The following is a 15,934-nucleotide window of genomic DNA, read 5'->3' on the forward strand; positions in this document are numbered from 1 at the left end:
CGATCCGTGAGACCGCGCCCTCGACCACGCTGAAGGTATGCATCAGGAGCGAGAACCAGCGGTCGTCGTGGACCGCCTGCGCAAGACCTACGGCGACAAGGTGGCGGTCGACGGGATCAGCCTCAGCGTCCACCAGGGCGAGATCTTCGGCATCCTCGGACCCAACGGTGCCGGCAAGAGCACGACCGTCGAGTCGATCGCCGGGCTGCGAGTCGGCGACCGGGGTTCGATCCGGGTCCACGGCATCGACCCGTGGACGGATCGGGCAGCGGTGACGGAGGTGCTCGGCGTCCAGCTCCAGGAGGCGAAGCTGCAGCCGCGGATCACCGTCCAGGAGGCGCTGGAGCTGTGGAGCGCCTTCTACCCCGACCCGGAACCGTGGGCGGCGCTCGCCGAGCGGCTCGGGCTCGGCGACCACCTGCGCCAGCAGTTCGAGAACCTCTCCGGCGGTCAGCAGCAGCGGCTCTCGATCGCGCTGGCGCTGATCGGTCGACCGCGGGTCGTCGTGCTCGACGAGCTCACCACCGGCCTGGACCCGCGGGCACGGCGGGAGGTATGGGACCTGGTGCGCGACGTACGCGACCGGGGCGTGACCGTCATCCTGGTCACGCACTCGATGGAGGAGGCGCAGACGCTTTGCGACCGGATCGCGATCGTCGACTCCGGCCGGATCCGCGCCCTGGACACCCCGGCAGGCCTCATCGACTCCGCCTCCGCCGCGACGATCACCACCTTCGAGACCTCCGTCCCGATCGACCTGGCCTCCCTGCGCGAGCTCGACGGCGTGACCGCGGCGCGCAGCGAGCACGGCACCGTCACCGTCGAGGGCGCCGACGGGGTCGCGCTCGCAGTCATCGATGCACTGCGTGCGCAAGGAGCGGCGCCGCAGCGCCTCCGGGTCGCCGCGGGGACGCTCGATGCCGCCTATCTCGACCTCACCGAAGCCGACGCCGAGACCGAGACTGACACCGATCAGGAGACCGTACGATGACCAGCCCGACAGCCGCCGTGATCCGGACCGAGACCATCCTCTTCGCCCGCGAGCGGCTCGCGCTCTTCTGGATCGTCCTGTTCCCCAGCCTGCTGCTCGTGGCGCTGGGGTTGGTGCCGAGCTTCCGCGAGCACAACCCTGACTTCGGCGGCAGGAGGCTGATCGACCTCTACGTCCCGGTCACCGTCCTGCTCTCGATGATCATGGCCGCGATCATGACGATGCCGGCGACGCTGACCAGCTATCGGGAGAGCGGCGTCCTGCGCAGACTGGGCACCACGCCCGCCAGGCCCGCGTCGATCCTGCTCGGCCAGGTCCTGGTCCACGCTGCGGCTGTCGCCGCCTCCTCGGTGATCGTGATCGTGATCGGCTGGGTGCTCTTCGATACGCCGCTGCCGGGCTCGCTGGTCGGCTACGCCGTCGCGTACGTCCTGGCTCTGGCCGTCTCGCTCGGCATCGGGACCGCGATCACGGCGGTCTCCCCGAACGCGAAGGCCGGACAGGTCGTCGGGATGGTGGTGTTCTTCCCGAGCATGTTCACGGCCGGGGTGTACTTCCCGGTCGAGGTCTTCGGCGGCACGGTGCGCGACATCATCTCCTTCACGCCCTACGGCGCCGCCTCCAATGCGCTCAACGACGCCACCAGCGGCACGTTCCCCCAGCTGATGGACCTGGCGGTGATGGGCGGATGGGCGGTCGTCCTCTACCTGATTGCCGTGCGCACCTTCCGCTGGGAATGAGAGGGTCCCCCTATGACCTCGGCCGTCGAGCACGAGCAGCGCTGGGAGCGCATCCTGCGCCTGCTGCCCTTCGCGCTGCTCGTGCTCGCCACCGTGCTCAGCGTCGCAACCATGCCGGAGATGGGGCCCGACGCGCTCGGTTGGCGGGTGGTCTTCGGAGTGCTGGTCGCGGTGACCGCCGTATGGATCTGGCGATGGATGTATGTTTACGGCCGCCCACATCCGGTCGGCTACATCGGTCGCACCCTGCTGGCCGCGGCACTCACCATCATCCATCCGCTCTTCTGCATCTTCGCCTGGATCGGATTCCTGGACGCCTTCGAGTCCTTCCGCGGCCGCGGGAGATGGGTCGCGATGGCGGCCACCTCGCTGATCATGGCCATCGGCCAGACCGGTGGACCGCCGCCCTACGACAGCCCGTGGCAGAACGTCGCCCTGCCTGTGCTCTTCGTCGTCAACTTCGGGCTCGCCACCCTGATGGCCCGCTACAGCATGCACCTCGACGCCGTCAGCCAGGAGCGGGCCGACACGATCACCCGGCTGGAGCACGCCCTTGCCGAGAACGCTCGCCTCCAGGAGCGGCTTCTCGCGCAGTCCCGGGAGACCGGCGTACGCGACGAGCGTGAGCGCCTCGCCCGCGAGATCCACGACACCATCGCGCAGTCGCTCGCCGGCGTCGTGGCCCAGCTCCAGGCTGCCGAAGGCTCGGCGGACGCCGACGACGTACGCCGCCGGGTGGCCCGTGCCACCGAGATGGCGCGCACTGCGCTCGTCGAGGCTCGGCGATCGGTCCAGGACCTCTCCCCTGCCGAGCTGACCGACGTGAGCCTCGCCGACGCCGTGGCGACGCTGGTCGCCAGCTGGCGCGAGGATCACGGCATCGAGGCCTCCTTCGTCGTCGTCGGAGACCCCACGGGACTGCACTCCGAGGTCGAGGCCACGTTGCTCCGGATCACCCAAGAGGCTCTCGCCAACGTCGCCAAGCACGCCGACGCATCGCGGGTCGGCGTCACGCTCACCTTCGACGAGGCCGAGGTCATCCTCGACGTACGCGACGACGGCTCCGGCTTCGACCCCACGGCTCCGCGCCGCTCCGGCTCGTTCGGTCTCGGCGTGATGCGCGACCGCGCCGAACGCCTGGCCGGCGTCTTCACCCTCGAGGCCTCCCCCGGCACGGGCACCGCCGTCTCCGCCCGCATCCCCGCCATCGCCCGGGGCGCCGCATGACCCGAGAAGTCGATTCTCGACGCCGAGGCGTCGAGCTCTGACAACCGAGACTCTGACAACCGAGACGAACAGAGGAGCACCGTGATCAGGATCGTGGTCGCCGACGACCATCCCGTCGTACGCGACGGGGTTGCCGCCGCGCTCCAGGCCGAGAGCGGCTTCGAGGTCGTCGGCCAGGCCGGCGACGGTTCCGAGGCCCTGGCGCTGACCGCCCAGCTGAACCCCGACGTGCTCGTCCTCGACCTCCGCATGCCCGGCACCGGTGGCGTCCAGGTGATCGAGGCATTGCGCGCTCGGGAGGCCCGGGTCGGGGTCCTCGTCCTGACCACGTTCGACACCGACACCGACGTCGTGGCCGCGATCGAGGCCGGCGCGACCGGCTATCTCCTCAAGGACGCCCCGACCGCGGAGCTCGTCGCCGCGGTCCGCGCGACCGCCGCCGGCGAGACCGTCCTCTCTCCCGCGGTCGCGACCCGGCTGGCCTCCAGACTCCGCACGCCGGGCCCCTCGGCCACTCTCAGCCAGCGCGAGCGCGAGGTGCTCACCCTGGTCGCCCGCGGCACCACCAACCGCGCGATCGCGGCGTCGCTCTTCGTCAGCGAGGCGACGGTCAAGACCCACCTGGGCCACATCTTCGACAAGCTCGGGGTCACAGACAGAGCAGCCGCGGTCGCACGAGCGTACGACCGCGGCATTCTGGGGTGAACCGCTGTCCGCAGACCGAGGCACCTCGGCGAGCAGTCACTCCCTTCACGGAACTCCGCGCGGGGAGTGAGCGCTCACCGAGTTACCTCGGTGAGCATCCGCGCCTCAGCAGCCGCCGGCGACCGCGGGAAGCACGACGACCTGGTCGCCGTCCTTGAGCTCGGCGTCGAGACCGCCGATGAAGCGTACGTCCTCGTCGTTGATGTAGACGTTGACGAAGCGGCGCAGATCGCCGTTGTCGATGAGGCGCTCCTTGATGCCGGAGTGGTTCGCCTCGAGGTCGTCGATGAGCGCGCTCAGGGTCTTGCCCTCGGCGCTGACTGCCTTCTCACCGGCGGTGTAGGTGCGGAGGATGGTCGGGATCTTGACCTCGATGGCCATGGGTTCGTTCTCCTAGATGTAGGTGGTGCGCGTCACGACAACGTCGGGACGATGCTGATTTCTTCCTCGGTGACGTTGCCGTCGACGATCCGGAACGACCGGAACTCGACCGGGCCGTCGTCATTGCCGTGCTCTCGGGTGCTGACCAGCACGTAGTGAGCGTTCGGCTCCATCGCGAGGCCGATGTCGGTGCGCGAGGGGTAGGCCTCGGTGGCCGTGTGGGAGTGGTAGACGATCACCGGCTCCTCGTCGTTCGCGTCCATCTCCTTGTAGAGCTGGAGCAGATCGGTCGAGTCGAACTCGTAGAAGGTCGGCGAGCCCGCGGCGTTGATCATCTCGATGAACCGCTCGGGCCGGTCGGAGCCCTCGGGCCCCGCGACGATCCCGCACGCCTCGTCGGGATGGTCGCGCTTCGCGTGGGCGACGATCGCGTCGTACGTCGCCTGGTCGATGGTCAGCACAGGATCAGCCTAGGCGGGCTGAGCGGCGATGACGTACGTGACCGGGTGCCGGACACGGTCACGGCACCCTGCCGCGATGGTGTAGTCAGGACGCTGCCCACAGGGCGTCGACGATGGTCTCCTGCAGGATCCCGACCCACTGGTAGATCCCGTAGACCTGGCCCGCGGGGTCATCCTCGGGCAGCGAGTCCCAGAAGTCCTCGTCACCCTCCTCGACGCCGAGCCGGGTCGCGAGCGCGAGCCGGATGTCGGTGAAGGAACGCATCCACGCCTCGGCGTCGGCGATCGAGAGCTCGACGTCGATGACCAGACCGTCCTCGTCGAGCTCGGGCGGGAGCCCGGCCTCCTCGAGCGCGTCGATGATCGTCGAGGCCGCGCGCGCCTTGCCGTCACGCAGCCCGCCCTCGGTGAACCGCCGGAACTCGCCGGCCGCCTCCTCGTCGTCGCCGTAGGCACTCGGGAAAAGCCGCTTCAGCACCGGGTCCTCGGGCTCGGTGGTCGGACCCGAGAAGTCGAGCAGCGCCTCCAGCGGATCGTCGCTCTCGGCCGGCGCGGCGACCTCGTTGCGCAGCAGCTCGACGAGCTGAGATGCCAGCGAGCGGAGCAGGTCGGCCTCGAACCCGGAGAAGGTCGCGATGATCTGCTTGCTGCGGCGGTGGTAGCTGAACCCGCCCATCAGTCCTGCTTCTCCAGGGTCGCCCAGAGCCCGTATTCGTGCATCGCCTGCACGTCACGCTCCATCTCCTCGCGCGACCCGGAGGAGACGGCCGACTTGCCGTCGTTGTGCACCTCCATCATCAGCTTCTCCGACTTCTTCTTGGAGTAGCCGAAGTACTTCTGGAAGACGAAGGTGACGTACGACATCAGGTTGACCGGGTCGTTCCAGACGATGGTCACCCATGGTGTCGACGGGGCGACGAGGTCATCGACCTCCGGCTCGTCGAGCTCCACAGGGCTAGGCGCGCTCATACAACCCATCGTGCCACGATGTGCCCGTGGACTCGACAGCGGACTCGACCGCGCTCCTGACAGATCACTACGAGCTGACCATGCTCCAGGCCGCCCTGAAGGCGGGCACCGCGGAACGCCGCGCCGTCTTCGAGCTGTTCCCCCGCCGCCTGACCGGCGGGCGGCGCTACGGCGTAGTGGCCGGGGTCGGCCGGGCGCTCGACGCCATCGAGGCGTTCCGCTTCGACTCCGAGCAGCTGGCCGTCCTGGAGGGCGTCGTCGACGGCCCCACCTTGGAATGGCTGGCCGGCTACCGGTTCACCGGCGACGTCTGGGGGTACGCCGAGGGCGAGACCTTCTTCCCGCACTCGCCGCTGCTCGTGGTCGAGGCCAGCTTCGCCGAGGCGGTCGTCCTGGAGACGGTGCTGCTCTCGATCTACAACCACGACTCGGCCATCGCCACCGCGGCCTCCCGGATGACGATGGCGGCCGGCGAGCGCCCGTGCATCGAGATGGGCTCGCGGCGCACCCACGAGTCGGCGGCGATCGCCGCCGCCCGGGCGGCCTACGTGGCCGGCTTCACCGCGACCTCCAACCTCGCCGCGCGCGCCCGCTTCGGCGTACCCACCACCGGCACGTCCGCCCACGCCTTCACCCTCCTGCACGACACCGAGGAACAGGCCTTCCGCGCGCAGGTCGCCTCGCTCGGCAAGGGCACCACGCTGCTGGTCGACACCTACGACATCGCCGAGGCGGTGGCGAAGGCGGTCGAGATCGCCGGGCCCGAGCTCGGCGCGGTGCGGATCGACTCCGGCGACCTGGGGCTCCTCGCCCATGACGTACGCCGCCAGCTCGACGACCTCGGCGCCACCGAGACGAAGATCATCGTCACCAGCGACCTGGACGAGTACGCCATCGCCGGCCTCGCGGCCGCCCCGGTCGACGGCTACGGCGTCGGCACCCAGCTGGTCACCGGCTCCGGGCACCCGACCGCCGGCTTCGTCTACAAGCTGGTCGCCCGCGAGGGCGCCACCGGTGAGCTGGAGCCGGTCGCGAAGAAGAGCGCCGCGAAGACCTCGATCGGTGGCCGGAAATACGCCCTGCGCCGCCGCAACCGCAAGGATGTCGCCGACGCCGAGGTGATCGGCATCGGCACGCCTCCTCAGGGTGACGACAACGACCGTCCCCTCCTCACCCAGCTCGTACGCAAGGGCGAGATCGTCGGTCGCGAGCCCCTCGACGCGGCCCGCGACCGCCACCGGGCCTCCGTCGCCGAGCTCCCCGTCATCGCCCACTCGCTCCTCAAGGGCGATCCCGCGATCCCCACCCAGTTCATCTGATCGCACGCCGCCCGGCCGGATGTTCGTCTAGGTATGCAGATCTACCGTCACACCCCACGTGGAACTCCGCTGGGGATGTGACGGTTCGGCTGCATACCTAGACGAACCGTCACCGTCTACGCTGGCGAGCATGACGCGTGCACTGATCGTGGTCGACGTACAGAACGACTTCTGCGAGGGCGGGTCCCTGCCGGTCGACGGCGGGGCCCGGGTGGCCTACGACATCGGTCAGCTGCTGCGCGAGCGGGCCGCGAGCAAGCAGCCGGAGCCGACGTACGGGCTGGTGGTGGCGACCAAGGACCACCACATCGACCCGGGCGACCACTTCGGCAACCCGCCGGACTACGTGGACTCGTGGCCGGCGCACTGCGTGGTCGGCACCGACGGCGAGGCGTTCCACCCCAACCTGGACCCGGTCACCTTCGACGAGATCTTCCGCAAGGGCGAGTATGCAGCGGCCTACTCCGGCTTCGAGGGCACGGCCACCGGCGGCGCCACGCTGATCGACTGGCTCCGTGCCCACGGTGTCGAGGAGGTCGACGTGTGCGGCCTGGCGACCGACTACTGCGTACGTGCCACCGCGCTCGACGCACGTGCAGCCGGTTTCCGCACCACGCTGCTCTCCGATCTGACCGCCGGAGTGGCAACGGCGAGCACCGCGGCAGCCCTCGAGGAGATGCAGGCAGCCGGAGTAACGGTCTCGTGACAGAAAAGGGAATTTTCTGCAGATAGGAATCCCCTGACGGTCTATTCTCTCTCGAATGGCTCGGATCTCGGCGACAGCCCCACTTCGCGAACCCCACTTCCGGTGGTTCTTCGCATCCCGCTCGATCAACCTGGTCGGCAACTTCATGGCGCCCGTCGCCCTCGCCTTCGCGGTCCTGGAGGTGAGCGACGCCCCGATCGCGATCGGGGCCGTCCTCGCCGCGCGCACGATCCCGATGGTCGTCTTCATGCTGATCGGCGGCGTGCTCGCCGACCGGATGGGCCGCGCCCGGATCCTCTTCGCCTCCAACCTGGTCTCCGGCCTGAGCCAGGCGGTCGTGGCCGTGCTTGTCATCGCCGGCGTCGCCGAGCTGTGGCACCTGATCGTCCTCTCTGCCCTCAACGGCATCGTCTCCGCCGCCGGACTGCCCGCTCAGCAGGGGATCATCCCGCTCGTGGTGCCTCGCACCATGCTGCAGGAGGCCAACGTGCTGATGTCGCTGACCCGGGCGGTCATCGCGGTCGCCGGGCCCGGCACTGCCGGCCTGCTCGTCCTCAGCGTCGGCGCAGGCTGGGCCCTCGCGCTCGACGCGGCCACCTGGATCATCGCGGCGGTGCTGCTCCTGCCGGTCAAGCTCACCGGCACGGTCGCCAAGGCATCGGTCATCGGCGACCTGCGCACGGGATGGGACTACTTCCGCTCGACGACCTGGCTGTGGCTCTGCGTCGCCGCCGCGACCCTGCTCAACGCACTCTACGAGGGCGGGCTGCTCACCCTCGGCCCGCAGCGGGCCGAGGGGTCGTCGCTCGGGGCCGGTGGCTGGGGCCTGATCCTGACCTTCCAGGGGATCGGGGTGCTCGTCGCGACGATCGTGCTGATGAAGATCCGGCTCGAACGGCCGCTGTTCTTCGGCATGATCGGCATGGCCCTGTTCGGCCTGCCGATCGCCGCGCTCGGATTCTCCACCGACCTGGCGGTGCTGCTGCCCGCGGCCGCCCTCTCCGGCGCCGGAGTCCAGGTCTTCAGCCTCGGCTGGCAGCTGTCCATGCAGGAGCACGTGCCCACCGACCTGCTCTCCCGGGCCTCCTCCTACGACCAGCTCGGGACCTACATCGCCATCCCCGTCGGCCAGCTGGCGATGGGGCCGCTGGCCGCTGCCTACGGGATCGAGAACATGCTCGCCATCGCCGGCATCGCCTTCGTGGTGATCTCGCTGGCGACGCTGCTGAGTCCGGCCGTACGCCGCCTGAACCGGGTGGTCGTCCCGGAGCCGGAGCCCAACGGAGCCCCGGCTCACTGAGCTAGTAGTGGCGCGTCCCGGAAGTTCCTGGGCGCTTCGCGCCGCCATGGCACGCACCTGGCCGCGTTGGCGCCGCTCGGAAGACGCCGGTATGACGTCGCGACGCCGCCTTGCCATGCACACACCCTGACGACGCCAACCGTTCAGGAACTTCCACGACGCACCACTAGCCCCAGCGGTCTGCGAGGGTGCGGATCACGTTGAGGTTGCGGTTGGTGCTGATCGCGATGTGTCGCTCCACGACGGCGTTGGTGATCTTCGTCTGGTGGAAGTTCTCGGTGAGCAGGTGCACGGCGCGGCCGATGACGTAGACGCGCTCGCCCTCCCCTGCTCGTGCCGCCAGGGCCTCCCGGGAGCCGGAGTCGCTGTGCTCCTTGCACAGGAACACGAACTGTCTGCCCTCGTGCCCCGCACCGACCGCCGCGGCGTCGTTGGCGATCACCTTCAGCTCGGCCGGCGTGACGCAGATCGTCGGCACCTCGAAGAAGCGGTCGGACGCGAAGGCCTCCTCCAGGATCGTCTCCATCTCGACCCGGTCACCGACCGGGTGGTCGAACCGTACGTTGCCCGTGTTGATGTAGGTCTCGACGTTCGTTCCGCCGGCCCTCACGACCGCGGCGATGATCGCCTGCTTCGGGAACTTCCGGGTCGCGCCGAGGTTGATGGCGCGCAGGAACGCGATCCAGGTATGCCGCTCCGATGTCATTCTCAGATAGTCTCCACCCGTCCGCCGCGCCGCAACCCCGACCATGGATTCCGATCGATGCCTTCTCAGCAGCTGCTCACCTCGGCAGCCCCGACCGCCTCGGGCTCCGCTTCGACGACCCTGGAGCTCTCCAGCGATCTCGTCGTCTACGCGGCGCGCCTCATGCGCCTGGTCCGCCGCGCGCTCGACCTCCCGGCCAGCGTCCGGGTCCTCACCATCCTCGACGCGATCGGTCCGCTCGGCATCACCGACCTGGCCCGCGCCGACGGCTGCTCGCAGCCCACGATGTCGGCCCAGATCGCCCAGCTGGTCGAGACCGGCCTGGTCACCAAGGAGCCCAACCCCGCCGATGCCCGGGCGAGCCTGGTGGCCCTCACCGACGCCGGCCGCGCCGACCTGGCCGACGTACGCGAGCGCATCTCGCACCTCATCGCCGAGCGGCTGGAGTCGCACCACCGCACCCGGGCCGACCTCGAGGCCGCCGTCTCCGTGCTGCGCGACCTGGTCGAGGGCGAGTCCCTCGCCTAAGCAGAGGTCGTCGCAGCGACCGCGGCCGCGATCACGGCCGGATCGGTCACCCAGTGACCGCCGTCGTCGGCCACGCCCAGCGCCACCCGGTCGGTCGTGACGACCCGTCGCTTGGCGGAGAGATGCACGCCCTCGACACCGAGCGCGGCGAGCGTCGCGATCGCGTCGATCGTGACCCCGCCCCCGGCCAGCACGTCTGGGCCTCCCACCGCGACCATCTCGGCGATCGTCGCGCTCCCCGCCGCCGCGGTCTGCGCACCACCCGAGGTCAGGACCCGGTCGACCACGCCTCCCAGCGCCCGGACGGCCGCGACCGGGTCGGCGCTGAGGTCGATCGCCCGGTGGAACGTCACCGTCGCCTCGTACGCAGCGGCGGCATCCGCCAGCTCCCGGACCAGGTCCACGTCGGGCTCACCGTGCGGGGTGAGAGCACCGACCACGATCCCGTCGGCGCCGGCCTCCAGGACGGTCTCGACCTCGCGCTGCAGGAGGTAGCGCTCCTCGAGCGAGTAGCCGAACCCGCCCGGCCGCGGCCGGACGAGCACGTGAACGCCCTGCCAGCCGTCGGCGGCATCGACGCCGCCGACCTCGTCGAGGACTGCATCGACCAGTCCCTGGGACGGGGTGACACCGCCGACCTCGAGCGCGGCGCAGAGCTCGACCCGGGTCGCGCCGGCTGCTCGCGCGGCGCGAACTCCGTCGACCGAGGTCACCGCGATCTCGACAGCCGTCTTCCGCCGTCCGGCCGAGATCACGCCGAACCCCGGGCCGCCCAGTCACGCAGGGTGTCGATCCGCTCGCGCAGCTGCTCGGCGTTGGCGACCGCCGCCGGCGGGCCGCCGCACTCCTTGCGGAGCCGGTTGTGGGTGACGCCGTGGGGTGTCTTGGTGCGGTGGTGCCAGGCGGCGACCAGGCCGTTGAGCTCGCGTCGGAGCACGGCGAGCTGCTCGTGGGCCGCGACCGCGGCGACCGGCTCGTCGGCAGCCACCGGGGCAGAGCCCGCGGCCGACTTCTGCTTCCTCGCCCGGTCGCTCTGCCGCTGCTGGAGCAGGGTCTTCATCTGGTCGGCGTCGAGGAGCCCTGGGATGCCGAGGAAGTCCATCTCCTCCTCGGAGCCCACATGCACCTCGCCGGAGTGACCGAACTCGCCACCGTCGAAGAGCACCCGGTCGAAGCGCGCCTCCGAGCCCATGGCCTCCCAGGCTCCGAGCTCCTCCTCCGAGGCGCCTTCCTCGGCGTTGGCCGCTGCCATCAGCGCGTCCTCGGCGGCGAAGATGTCGTCCTCGCTGGTGACCTTCTTGCCGAGCACGTGGTCACGCTGCAGCTCGAGCTCGGAGGCGAAGCCGAGCAGGTTGGGGACCGACGGCAGGAACACGGAGGCGGTCTCGCCCCGGGTGCGGGCACGTACGAAGCGGCCGACCGCCTGCGCGAAGAAGAGCGGTGTGGAGGTGGTGGTCGCGTAGACCCCGACCGCCAGCCGGGGCACGTCGACGCCCTCGGAGACCATCCGGACCGCGACCATCCAACGGTCGTCGGACTCGGAGAACTTCGCGATCTTCTTCGAGCCGGCCTTCTCGTCGGAGAGCACGACGGTGGCACTCTGCCCGGTGATGCTCTTCAAGGTCTTGGCGTAGGAGCGTGCCGAGTCCTGATCGGTGGCGATGACCAGGCCGCCCGCGTCCGGTACGTGGCGGCGCACCTCGGTCAAGCGCTTGTCGGCGGCGGCCAGCACCGACGGGATCCAGGATCCGTTCGGGTCGAGCGCGGTCCGCAGCGCCTGCGAGGTCAGGTCCTTGGTCAGCGGCTCGCCGAGGTGGGCGGCGATCTCGTCACCGGCACGGGTGCGCCACTGCATCTGTCCCGAGTAGGCCATGAAGAGCACCGGGCGGACGACGTGGTCGCGCAGAGCCTCGGCGTAGCCGTAGGTGTAGTCGGCCGCCGAGCGCGGGATGCCGTCCTCGCCGGGCGCGTAGGTCACGAACGGGATCGGGTTGGTGTCGGAGCGGAAGGGTGTACCGGTCAGCGCCAGCCGTCTCGCGGCCGGCTCGAAGGCCTCGCGGATCCCGTCTCCCCAGGACAGCGCGTCGCCGGCGTGGTGCACCTCGTCGAGGATGACCAGCGTCTTGAACCGCTCCGTGCGGATCCGCATCGCGAGCGGGTTGACCGCCACCCCCGCGTACGTCACAGCGATCCCGACGTAGTCGGCCGAGGTCTTGCCCTGGCCCGCGGAGTAGGTCGGGTCGATCGGGATGCCGGCCCGCGCCGCCGCCTCGGCCCACTGGACCTTGAGGTGCTCGGTGGGCGCGACGATGGTGACCCGATCCACCAAGCGGCGCCCGAGCAGCTCGGCAGCGACCGTCAGCGCGAAGGTCGTCTTCCCAGCACCAGGGGTCGCGACGGCGAGGAAGTCACGGGGATGGTCGGTGAGATAGGCGTTCAGCGCCTCCTGCTGCCAAGCACGAAGCTTGGGCGCAGTGCCCCAGGCAGCCTTGTTCGGCCACGCGGGTGTGAGAGCGCCGGGAAGGTCGGCGCCGCTCACTCGTCGTCGCCCTCGCCACCGCCCGGCGGCATCCCCTCGAAGATCTCTTTGCAGTCGGGGCAGACCGGGAACTTGGACCCGTCGCGGCTCGGCACCCACACCTTGCCGCACAGCGCGACCACGGGAGTGCCCATGACCATCGCCTCGGTCAGCTTGTCCTTCTCCACGTAGTGGGAGTAGCGGTCGTGGTCACCCTCCTCGGTGGGGACGTCCTGCTCGCGGATGTCCTCCCGTTCCTTGACGGCTTCTTTCGTGCCGAATCCCAGGATGCCCATGCGGACAACCTTACTAGGGTGCTTCAGTTGAGGCCGGGGTCGGGAGGGCGCGTGGCGTGGAAAGCCAGCTCACCGGGCTGACGCCGGAGCACCGCGGCCCACATCGAGCTCACGTCGTCATGGAAGGCGTCATAGGGCTCGCTGTCGACGACGAACCAGGAACCCTCTTCCACCTCACCCTGGAGCTGAGCCGCGCCCCAGCCGGCATAGCCGGCGAAGATCCGCAGCCGCGAGAGCGTGCCGTCGACCAGCTCGACGGGGGTGTCGAGATCGAGCAGCCCGAGGCGCCCGACCACCGGGCGAAAGCCCAGCGGCGGGTCGTCGGAGTCCACCAGGAGCGCGACCGCGATCGCAGAGTCCTTGCTCACCGGGCCGCCTTGGAAGAGGACATCGGGGTCGGCGACGGAGGTCGCCCACGGATGCAGCACCTCGTCGACCGGCACCGGCGAGGGCCGGTTCAGCACGACACCCAGGGCACCGTCGTCGTTGACCTCGATCAGCAGCACCACGGTGTCGACGAAGCTGGGGTCACGAAGCTCCGGGGTGGCAACCAGCAGCCGCCCGGCGCGTACGTCGTTCCGCTCGGTCATGACGCCATGATCGCATCACCCGGGTCACATCGACCGCAACATCGATTCCGGACCGGGGACGAGCCTCAGGCGGCCGGCGAACGGACCGACCGGAACCTGTCGACGAGGCCGGCGAAGGGCCCGCGTTCGGGGACCGCGACGGCCGGTTCGTACTCGGCGCGGGCACGCAGTTCGATCATCGAGCCGATCTGGACGCACTCGGCGTCGGCGAATGCTCCCTTGCCCGCCATGACGGCGAGGGTGAGGTGCTCCTTGGCCTGCGCCTTGGCCAGCGCGACAGCCATCGCCTCATCGACCGGAAGCGCCTGGTAGCGGTCGAGGACCGCCCGGATTCCGGGCAGATCGTCGGCGGCACCGTGCCAGGCCTGCACGACGGCGGCTTCGAGGTCCATGGGCTGACTGGCGAGCTCGGTCTCGATGCGGCCGGACAGGCGGGTGTGCCAGCGCAGCTGCAGGGCGGCGAGCAGGTCGAGCTCGTCGGTGAAGGTCTCGGTGACGCCGGGAAGATCCATGGGCAGCAGGCCGTCTCGACGCTCGTCGACGGCGGCGACCACGCTGCGGAGGATCTCCCCGCGCCGGTGGTGGCTGGTCCAGCTCATGTGTCGGCTCCTTGCGGATGGTGGACACTCACATACCGTGAGTACGTACCTACAGTATTGGACGTACCAACGGTATGGCCAATACCTGGGACGGTGATTCCGAACACGGCCGTTAGAGTGGGCGGGTGGCAAAGTCGTCCGTGAGCAAGCTCGTCCCCAAGGTTCCCCCGCTGCCGTCCGTGCCGGGGATGTCCCGGAGGCAGCAGTTCTCCGCCTCGACCAAGAAGTCGCTCGTCGAGGTCGCCGAGAAGCTCTTCACCGAGCACGGCTACGCGAGCACCTCCCTGGACGCCATCGTGGCCGGAGCGGAGGTCACCAAGGGCGCGCTCTACCACCACTTCAGCGGCAAGCAGGCGCTCTACGAGGTCGTCTTCGAGAAGGTCGAGGCCGCCACTGCGCAGAGCATCGACGCCGCCATGCGCGAGGCGAAGGACCCCTGGGAGCAGGCGCGCGCCGGCCTGCGTACGTTCCTGGAGGCCGTCCAGCAGCCCACCTACCGCCGGATCGTCGTGCAGGAGGGCCCTGCGGTCCTCGGCTACCAGCGCTACCGCGAGCAGGAGGAGCGCTCCACGTTCACCGTCGTCGAGGACATCGTCGCCGCGGTCCTGCGCGCCGGCGACCGCACCGTCGACGACGAGATGGTCGCCACCTTCGCCCGGCTCTTCTTCGGGGCCATGTCGGCCGCCGGCGAGTCCGTCACCGAGGCCAGCAACCCCGAGGACGCCGCCGAGCGGATCGAATTGGCCGTGACCTACCTGCTCACCGGGGTCCAGACCCTGGCGCAGCAGGGCGTCAAGGTCGAGGACATGCGCTGAGAGATGGCGCGGGCGGGGCCGCCCGCGCCATCTCTGCGCTACTTGACCGTCACGCCGCCGGGCTCGACCTGGCCGTTGCCCTGGGGGATCAGGTCCAGCCACACCTTGCCCGGCGGGACCTCGATCGCGGCACCGTTCGCGTCGGTGAACGTGACCGCGCCCTTCTCGCCCTTCTTCACCCAGGTCGCCTCGACGATCTGGCCGTCACGCAGGATCCACGCCTTGCCTCGGCCGGTGAAGTGGGAGACCGGCACGATCGCGCCGCCCGGATCCTTGTAGGGCGCGATGGTGGTCCTCGTCTGGGCGACGAGGACGGTGTCGGCGAGGAACTGGCCGCTCTTGCCCATGTAGTTGTTCTTCAGACGGTACTTGCCGCCCCGGAAGACCCAGTTGTCGGTGCGAGCCTGGGAGAACTTCACGTCGACGGCCTTGGCGGGCTTGCCACCAGCCAGCTTCGTGGTCGCGTCGCCCCACGGCATGAAGTCGGCGGGCCGCTTCGCGGCGCCTTCCTTGGCGGCCGCCCTGCCGGCCTTCACCACCTTGGCAACGACGCTGTGCAGGTAGTCGTGGGGCTTGCTGGTGTCACGTACGACGTAGGGCGTGGACATGTCGATCCACTCCACGTCGTGCTTCTTCAGCTGGGCGTAGGTGTAGGGCGCGGCACCGCTGGTCATGATCTTGGCATCGATCGGGGCGGCGATGCCGGCGTCGGTCGCCCGCATCGAGCGGACCGGCCCGGCTTCCTTCGGGAGCTGGGAGTAGTAGGCCACGGCCAACCGCGTCACGCCGCCCTCGACCAGCTCCTGGACGACCATGTCCGCCTTGGCGAGCCCGTATTGCGGGGCGCTGGCCGCGGTGTTGTCGATCTTGACGATGTAGGCGGGGTGCTTGCGCGCAGCGGTCTGGCCCTCGGGGAGCTCCGCACCGGTCAGCGGCTCGTGGTCGGGCTCAGCCGGCGCCGACGGCGACGGCTTCGTCTCCTTCGGCTTCTCCTCCGAGGAGCCACAGCCGGTCAGGACCAGTCCGGCGGCGGCGAGCGTCGCCGTCGCTCGCAGCAGGAACCCCGGGCGGGACGTGCGCATC

General features: G+C 69.9%; 20 protein-coding genes. 9 read left to right on the forward strand and 11 right to left on the reverse strand.

Annotation, left to right across the window (positions count from 1 at the left end; genetic code table 11):
• The first annotated feature begins 37 nt into the window (after window positions 1–37).
• The 4 genes from WBG06_RS17055 to WBG06_RS17070 all read left to right on the forward strand — a co-directional run bounded on the left by WBG06_RS17055 (window position 38) and on the right by WBG06_RS17070 (window position 3,663).
• Window positions 38–991, forward strand: coding sequence for an ABC transporter ATP-binding protein (locus WBG06_RS17055; protein ID WP_336738106.1), 954 nt, complete (start codon window positions 38–40; stop codon window positions 989–991).
• Entirely contained in the window at window positions 988–1,731 is a 744-nt protein-coding gene (locus WBG06_RS17060) for an ABC transporter permease (RefSeq protein WP_336738108.1), read from the forward strand. The genes WBG06_RS17055 and WBG06_RS17060 overlap by 4 nt, the downstream gene beginning before the upstream one ends.
• 12 nt (window positions 1,732–1,743) lie before the next feature.
• On the forward strand, window positions 1,744–2,958 hold the full coding sequence (locus WBG06_RS17065) for a sensor histidine kinase (protein ID WP_336738109.1): 1,215 nt from the start codon (window positions 1,744–1,746) through the stop codon (window positions 2,956–2,958).
• 81 nt (window positions 2,959–3,039) lie between these two features.
• Window positions 3,040–3,663, forward strand: a complete 624-nt coding sequence (locus tag WBG06_RS17070) for a response regulator transcription factor (RefSeq protein ID WP_336738110.1) — start codon at window positions 3,040–3,042, stop codon at window positions 3,661–3,663.
• A gap of 105 nt (window positions 3,664–3,768) precedes the next feature.
• Here WBG06_RS17070 and WBG06_RS17075 read toward each other — a convergent pair whose 3' ends face one another.
• From WBG06_RS17075 to clpS, 4 genes are all read right to left on the reverse strand, one after another.
• Window positions 3,769–4,044, reverse strand: a complete 276-nt coding sequence (locus WBG06_RS17075) for a MoaD family protein (protein WP_008358635.1) — start codon at window positions 4,042–4,044, stop codon at window positions 3,769–3,771.
• A 32-nt stretch (window positions 4,045–4,076) separates the two neighbouring features.
• Entirely contained in the window at window positions 4,077–4,505 is a 429-nt protein-coding gene (locus WBG06_RS17080) for a M67 family metallopeptidase (RefSeq protein WP_336738117.1), read from the reverse strand.
• A gap of 85 nt (window positions 4,506–4,590) precedes the next feature.
• Window positions 4,591–5,181: a DUF2017 domain-containing protein gene (locus tag WBG06_RS17085; protein WP_336738118.1), complete on the reverse strand. Its 591-nt coding sequence runs from the start codon at window positions 5,179–5,181 to the stop codon at window positions 4,591–4,593.
• Window positions 5,181–5,474 carry an ATP-dependent Clp protease adapter ClpS gene (gene clpS / locus WBG06_RS17090; RefSeq protein ID WP_336738120.1) on the reverse strand — a complete coding sequence of 98 codons (294 nt, stop codon included), beginning with the start codon at window positions 5,472–5,474 and terminating at the stop codon, window positions 5,181–5,183. Before clpS ends, WBG06_RS17085 begins: the two co-directional genes overlap by 1 nt.
• Before the next feature lie 26 nt (window positions 5,475–5,500).
• On the opposite strand from clpS, the gene WBG06_RS17095 reads away from it, so the two are divergent.
• The 3 genes from WBG06_RS17095 to WBG06_RS17105 all read left to right on the forward strand — a co-directional run bounded on the left by WBG06_RS17095 (window position 5,501) and on the right by WBG06_RS17105 (window position 8,799).
• Window positions 5,501–6,793, forward strand: coding sequence for a nicotinate phosphoribosyltransferase (locus WBG06_RS17095; protein WP_336738122.1), 1,293 nt, complete (start codon window positions 5,501–5,503; stop codon window positions 6,791–6,793).
• Between the two features lie 121 nt (window positions 6,794–6,914).
• Window positions 6,915–7,499: a nicotinamidase gene (locus WBG06_RS17100; protein WP_442945478.1), complete on the forward strand. Its 585-nt coding sequence runs from the start codon at window positions 6,915–6,917 to the stop codon at window positions 7,497–7,499.
• Between the two features lie 55 nt (window positions 7,500–7,554).
• The gene (locus tag WBG06_RS17105; protein ID WP_336738124.1) at window positions 7,555–8,799 is read left to right on the forward strand and encodes an MFS transporter; all 1,245 of its coding nucleotides are present in this window, start codon (window positions 7,555–7,557) and stop codon (window positions 8,797–8,799) included.
• Window positions 8,800–8,965: 166 nt separating this feature from the next.
• Here WBG06_RS17105 and WBG06_RS17110 read toward each other — a convergent pair whose 3' ends face one another.
• Window positions 8,966–9,505: a DUF1697 domain-containing protein gene (locus WBG06_RS17110; protein WP_336738125.1), complete on the reverse strand. Its 540-nt coding sequence runs from the start codon at window positions 9,503–9,505 to the stop codon at window positions 8,966–8,968.
• A 57-nt stretch (window positions 9,506–9,562) separates the two neighbouring features.
• Between WBG06_RS17110 and WBG06_RS17115 the strand changes: the two genes are divergently transcribed.
• The gene (locus WBG06_RS17115; protein WP_336738127.1) at window positions 9,563–10,033 is read left to right on the forward strand and encodes a MarR family winged helix-turn-helix transcriptional regulator; all 471 of its coding nucleotides are present in this window, start codon (window positions 9,563–9,565) and stop codon (window positions 10,031–10,033) included.
• On the opposite strand, the gene WBG06_RS17120 is transcribed toward WBG06_RS17115, so the two are convergent.
• From WBG06_RS17120 to WBG06_RS17140, 5 genes are all read right to left on the reverse strand, one after another.
• A complete protein-coding gene (locus tag WBG06_RS17120) occupies window positions 10,030–10,788 on the reverse strand; it encodes a copper homeostasis protein CutC (protein WP_336738128.1) in 759 nt (252 codons plus the stop codon). The genes WBG06_RS17115 and WBG06_RS17120 overlap by 4 nt on opposite strands.
• Complete coding sequence (locus WBG06_RS17125; protein WP_336738129.1) at window positions 10,785–12,572, reverse strand: DEAD/DEAH box helicase; 1,788 nt, start codon at window positions 12,570–12,572, stop codon at window positions 10,785–10,787. The genes WBG06_RS17120 and WBG06_RS17125 overlap by 4 nt, the downstream gene beginning before the upstream one ends.
• Complete coding sequence (locus WBG06_RS17130) at window positions 12,569–12,847, reverse strand: DUF3039 domain-containing protein (protein ID WP_091049166.1); 279 nt, start codon at window positions 12,845–12,847, stop codon at window positions 12,569–12,571. The genes WBG06_RS17125 and WBG06_RS17130 overlap by 4 nt, the downstream gene beginning before the upstream one ends.
• Before the next feature lie 23 nt (window positions 12,848–12,870).
• Window positions 12,871–13,437 carry a YqgE/AlgH family protein gene (locus tag WBG06_RS17135; protein WP_336738132.1) on the reverse strand — a complete coding sequence of 189 codons (567 nt, stop codon included), beginning with the start codon at window positions 13,435–13,437 and terminating at the stop codon, window positions 12,871–12,873.
• A gap of 65 nt (window positions 13,438–13,502) precedes the next feature.
• Window positions 13,503–14,036 carry a hypothetical protein gene (locus WBG06_RS17140; protein WP_336738133.1) on the reverse strand — a complete coding sequence of 178 codons (534 nt, stop codon included), beginning with the start codon at window positions 14,034–14,036 and terminating at the stop codon, window positions 13,503–13,505.
• A 125-nt stretch (window positions 14,037–14,161) separates the two neighbouring features.
• On the opposite strand from WBG06_RS17140, the gene WBG06_RS17145 reads away from it, so the two are divergent.
• On the forward strand, window positions 14,162–14,851 hold the full coding sequence (locus WBG06_RS17145) for a TetR/AcrR family transcriptional regulator (protein WP_336738134.1): 690 nt from the start codon (window positions 14,162–14,164) through the stop codon (window positions 14,849–14,851).
• 38 nt (window positions 14,852–14,889) lie between these two features.
• On the opposite strand, the gene WBG06_RS17150 is transcribed toward WBG06_RS17145, so the two are convergent.
• The gene (locus WBG06_RS17150) at window positions 14,890–15,933 is read right to left on the reverse strand and encodes a DUF3048 domain-containing protein (RefSeq protein WP_336738135.1); all 1,044 of its coding nucleotides are present in this window, start codon (window positions 15,931–15,933) and stop codon (window positions 14,890–14,892) included.
• Window position 15,934 lies beyond the last annotated feature (1 nt).

The sequence above is a fragment of the Nocardioides sp. CCNWLW239 genome, from assembly GCF_037137035.1.
Taxonomy (GTDB): Bacteria; Actinomycetota; Actinomycetes; order Propionibacteriales; family Nocardioidaceae; genus Nocardioides.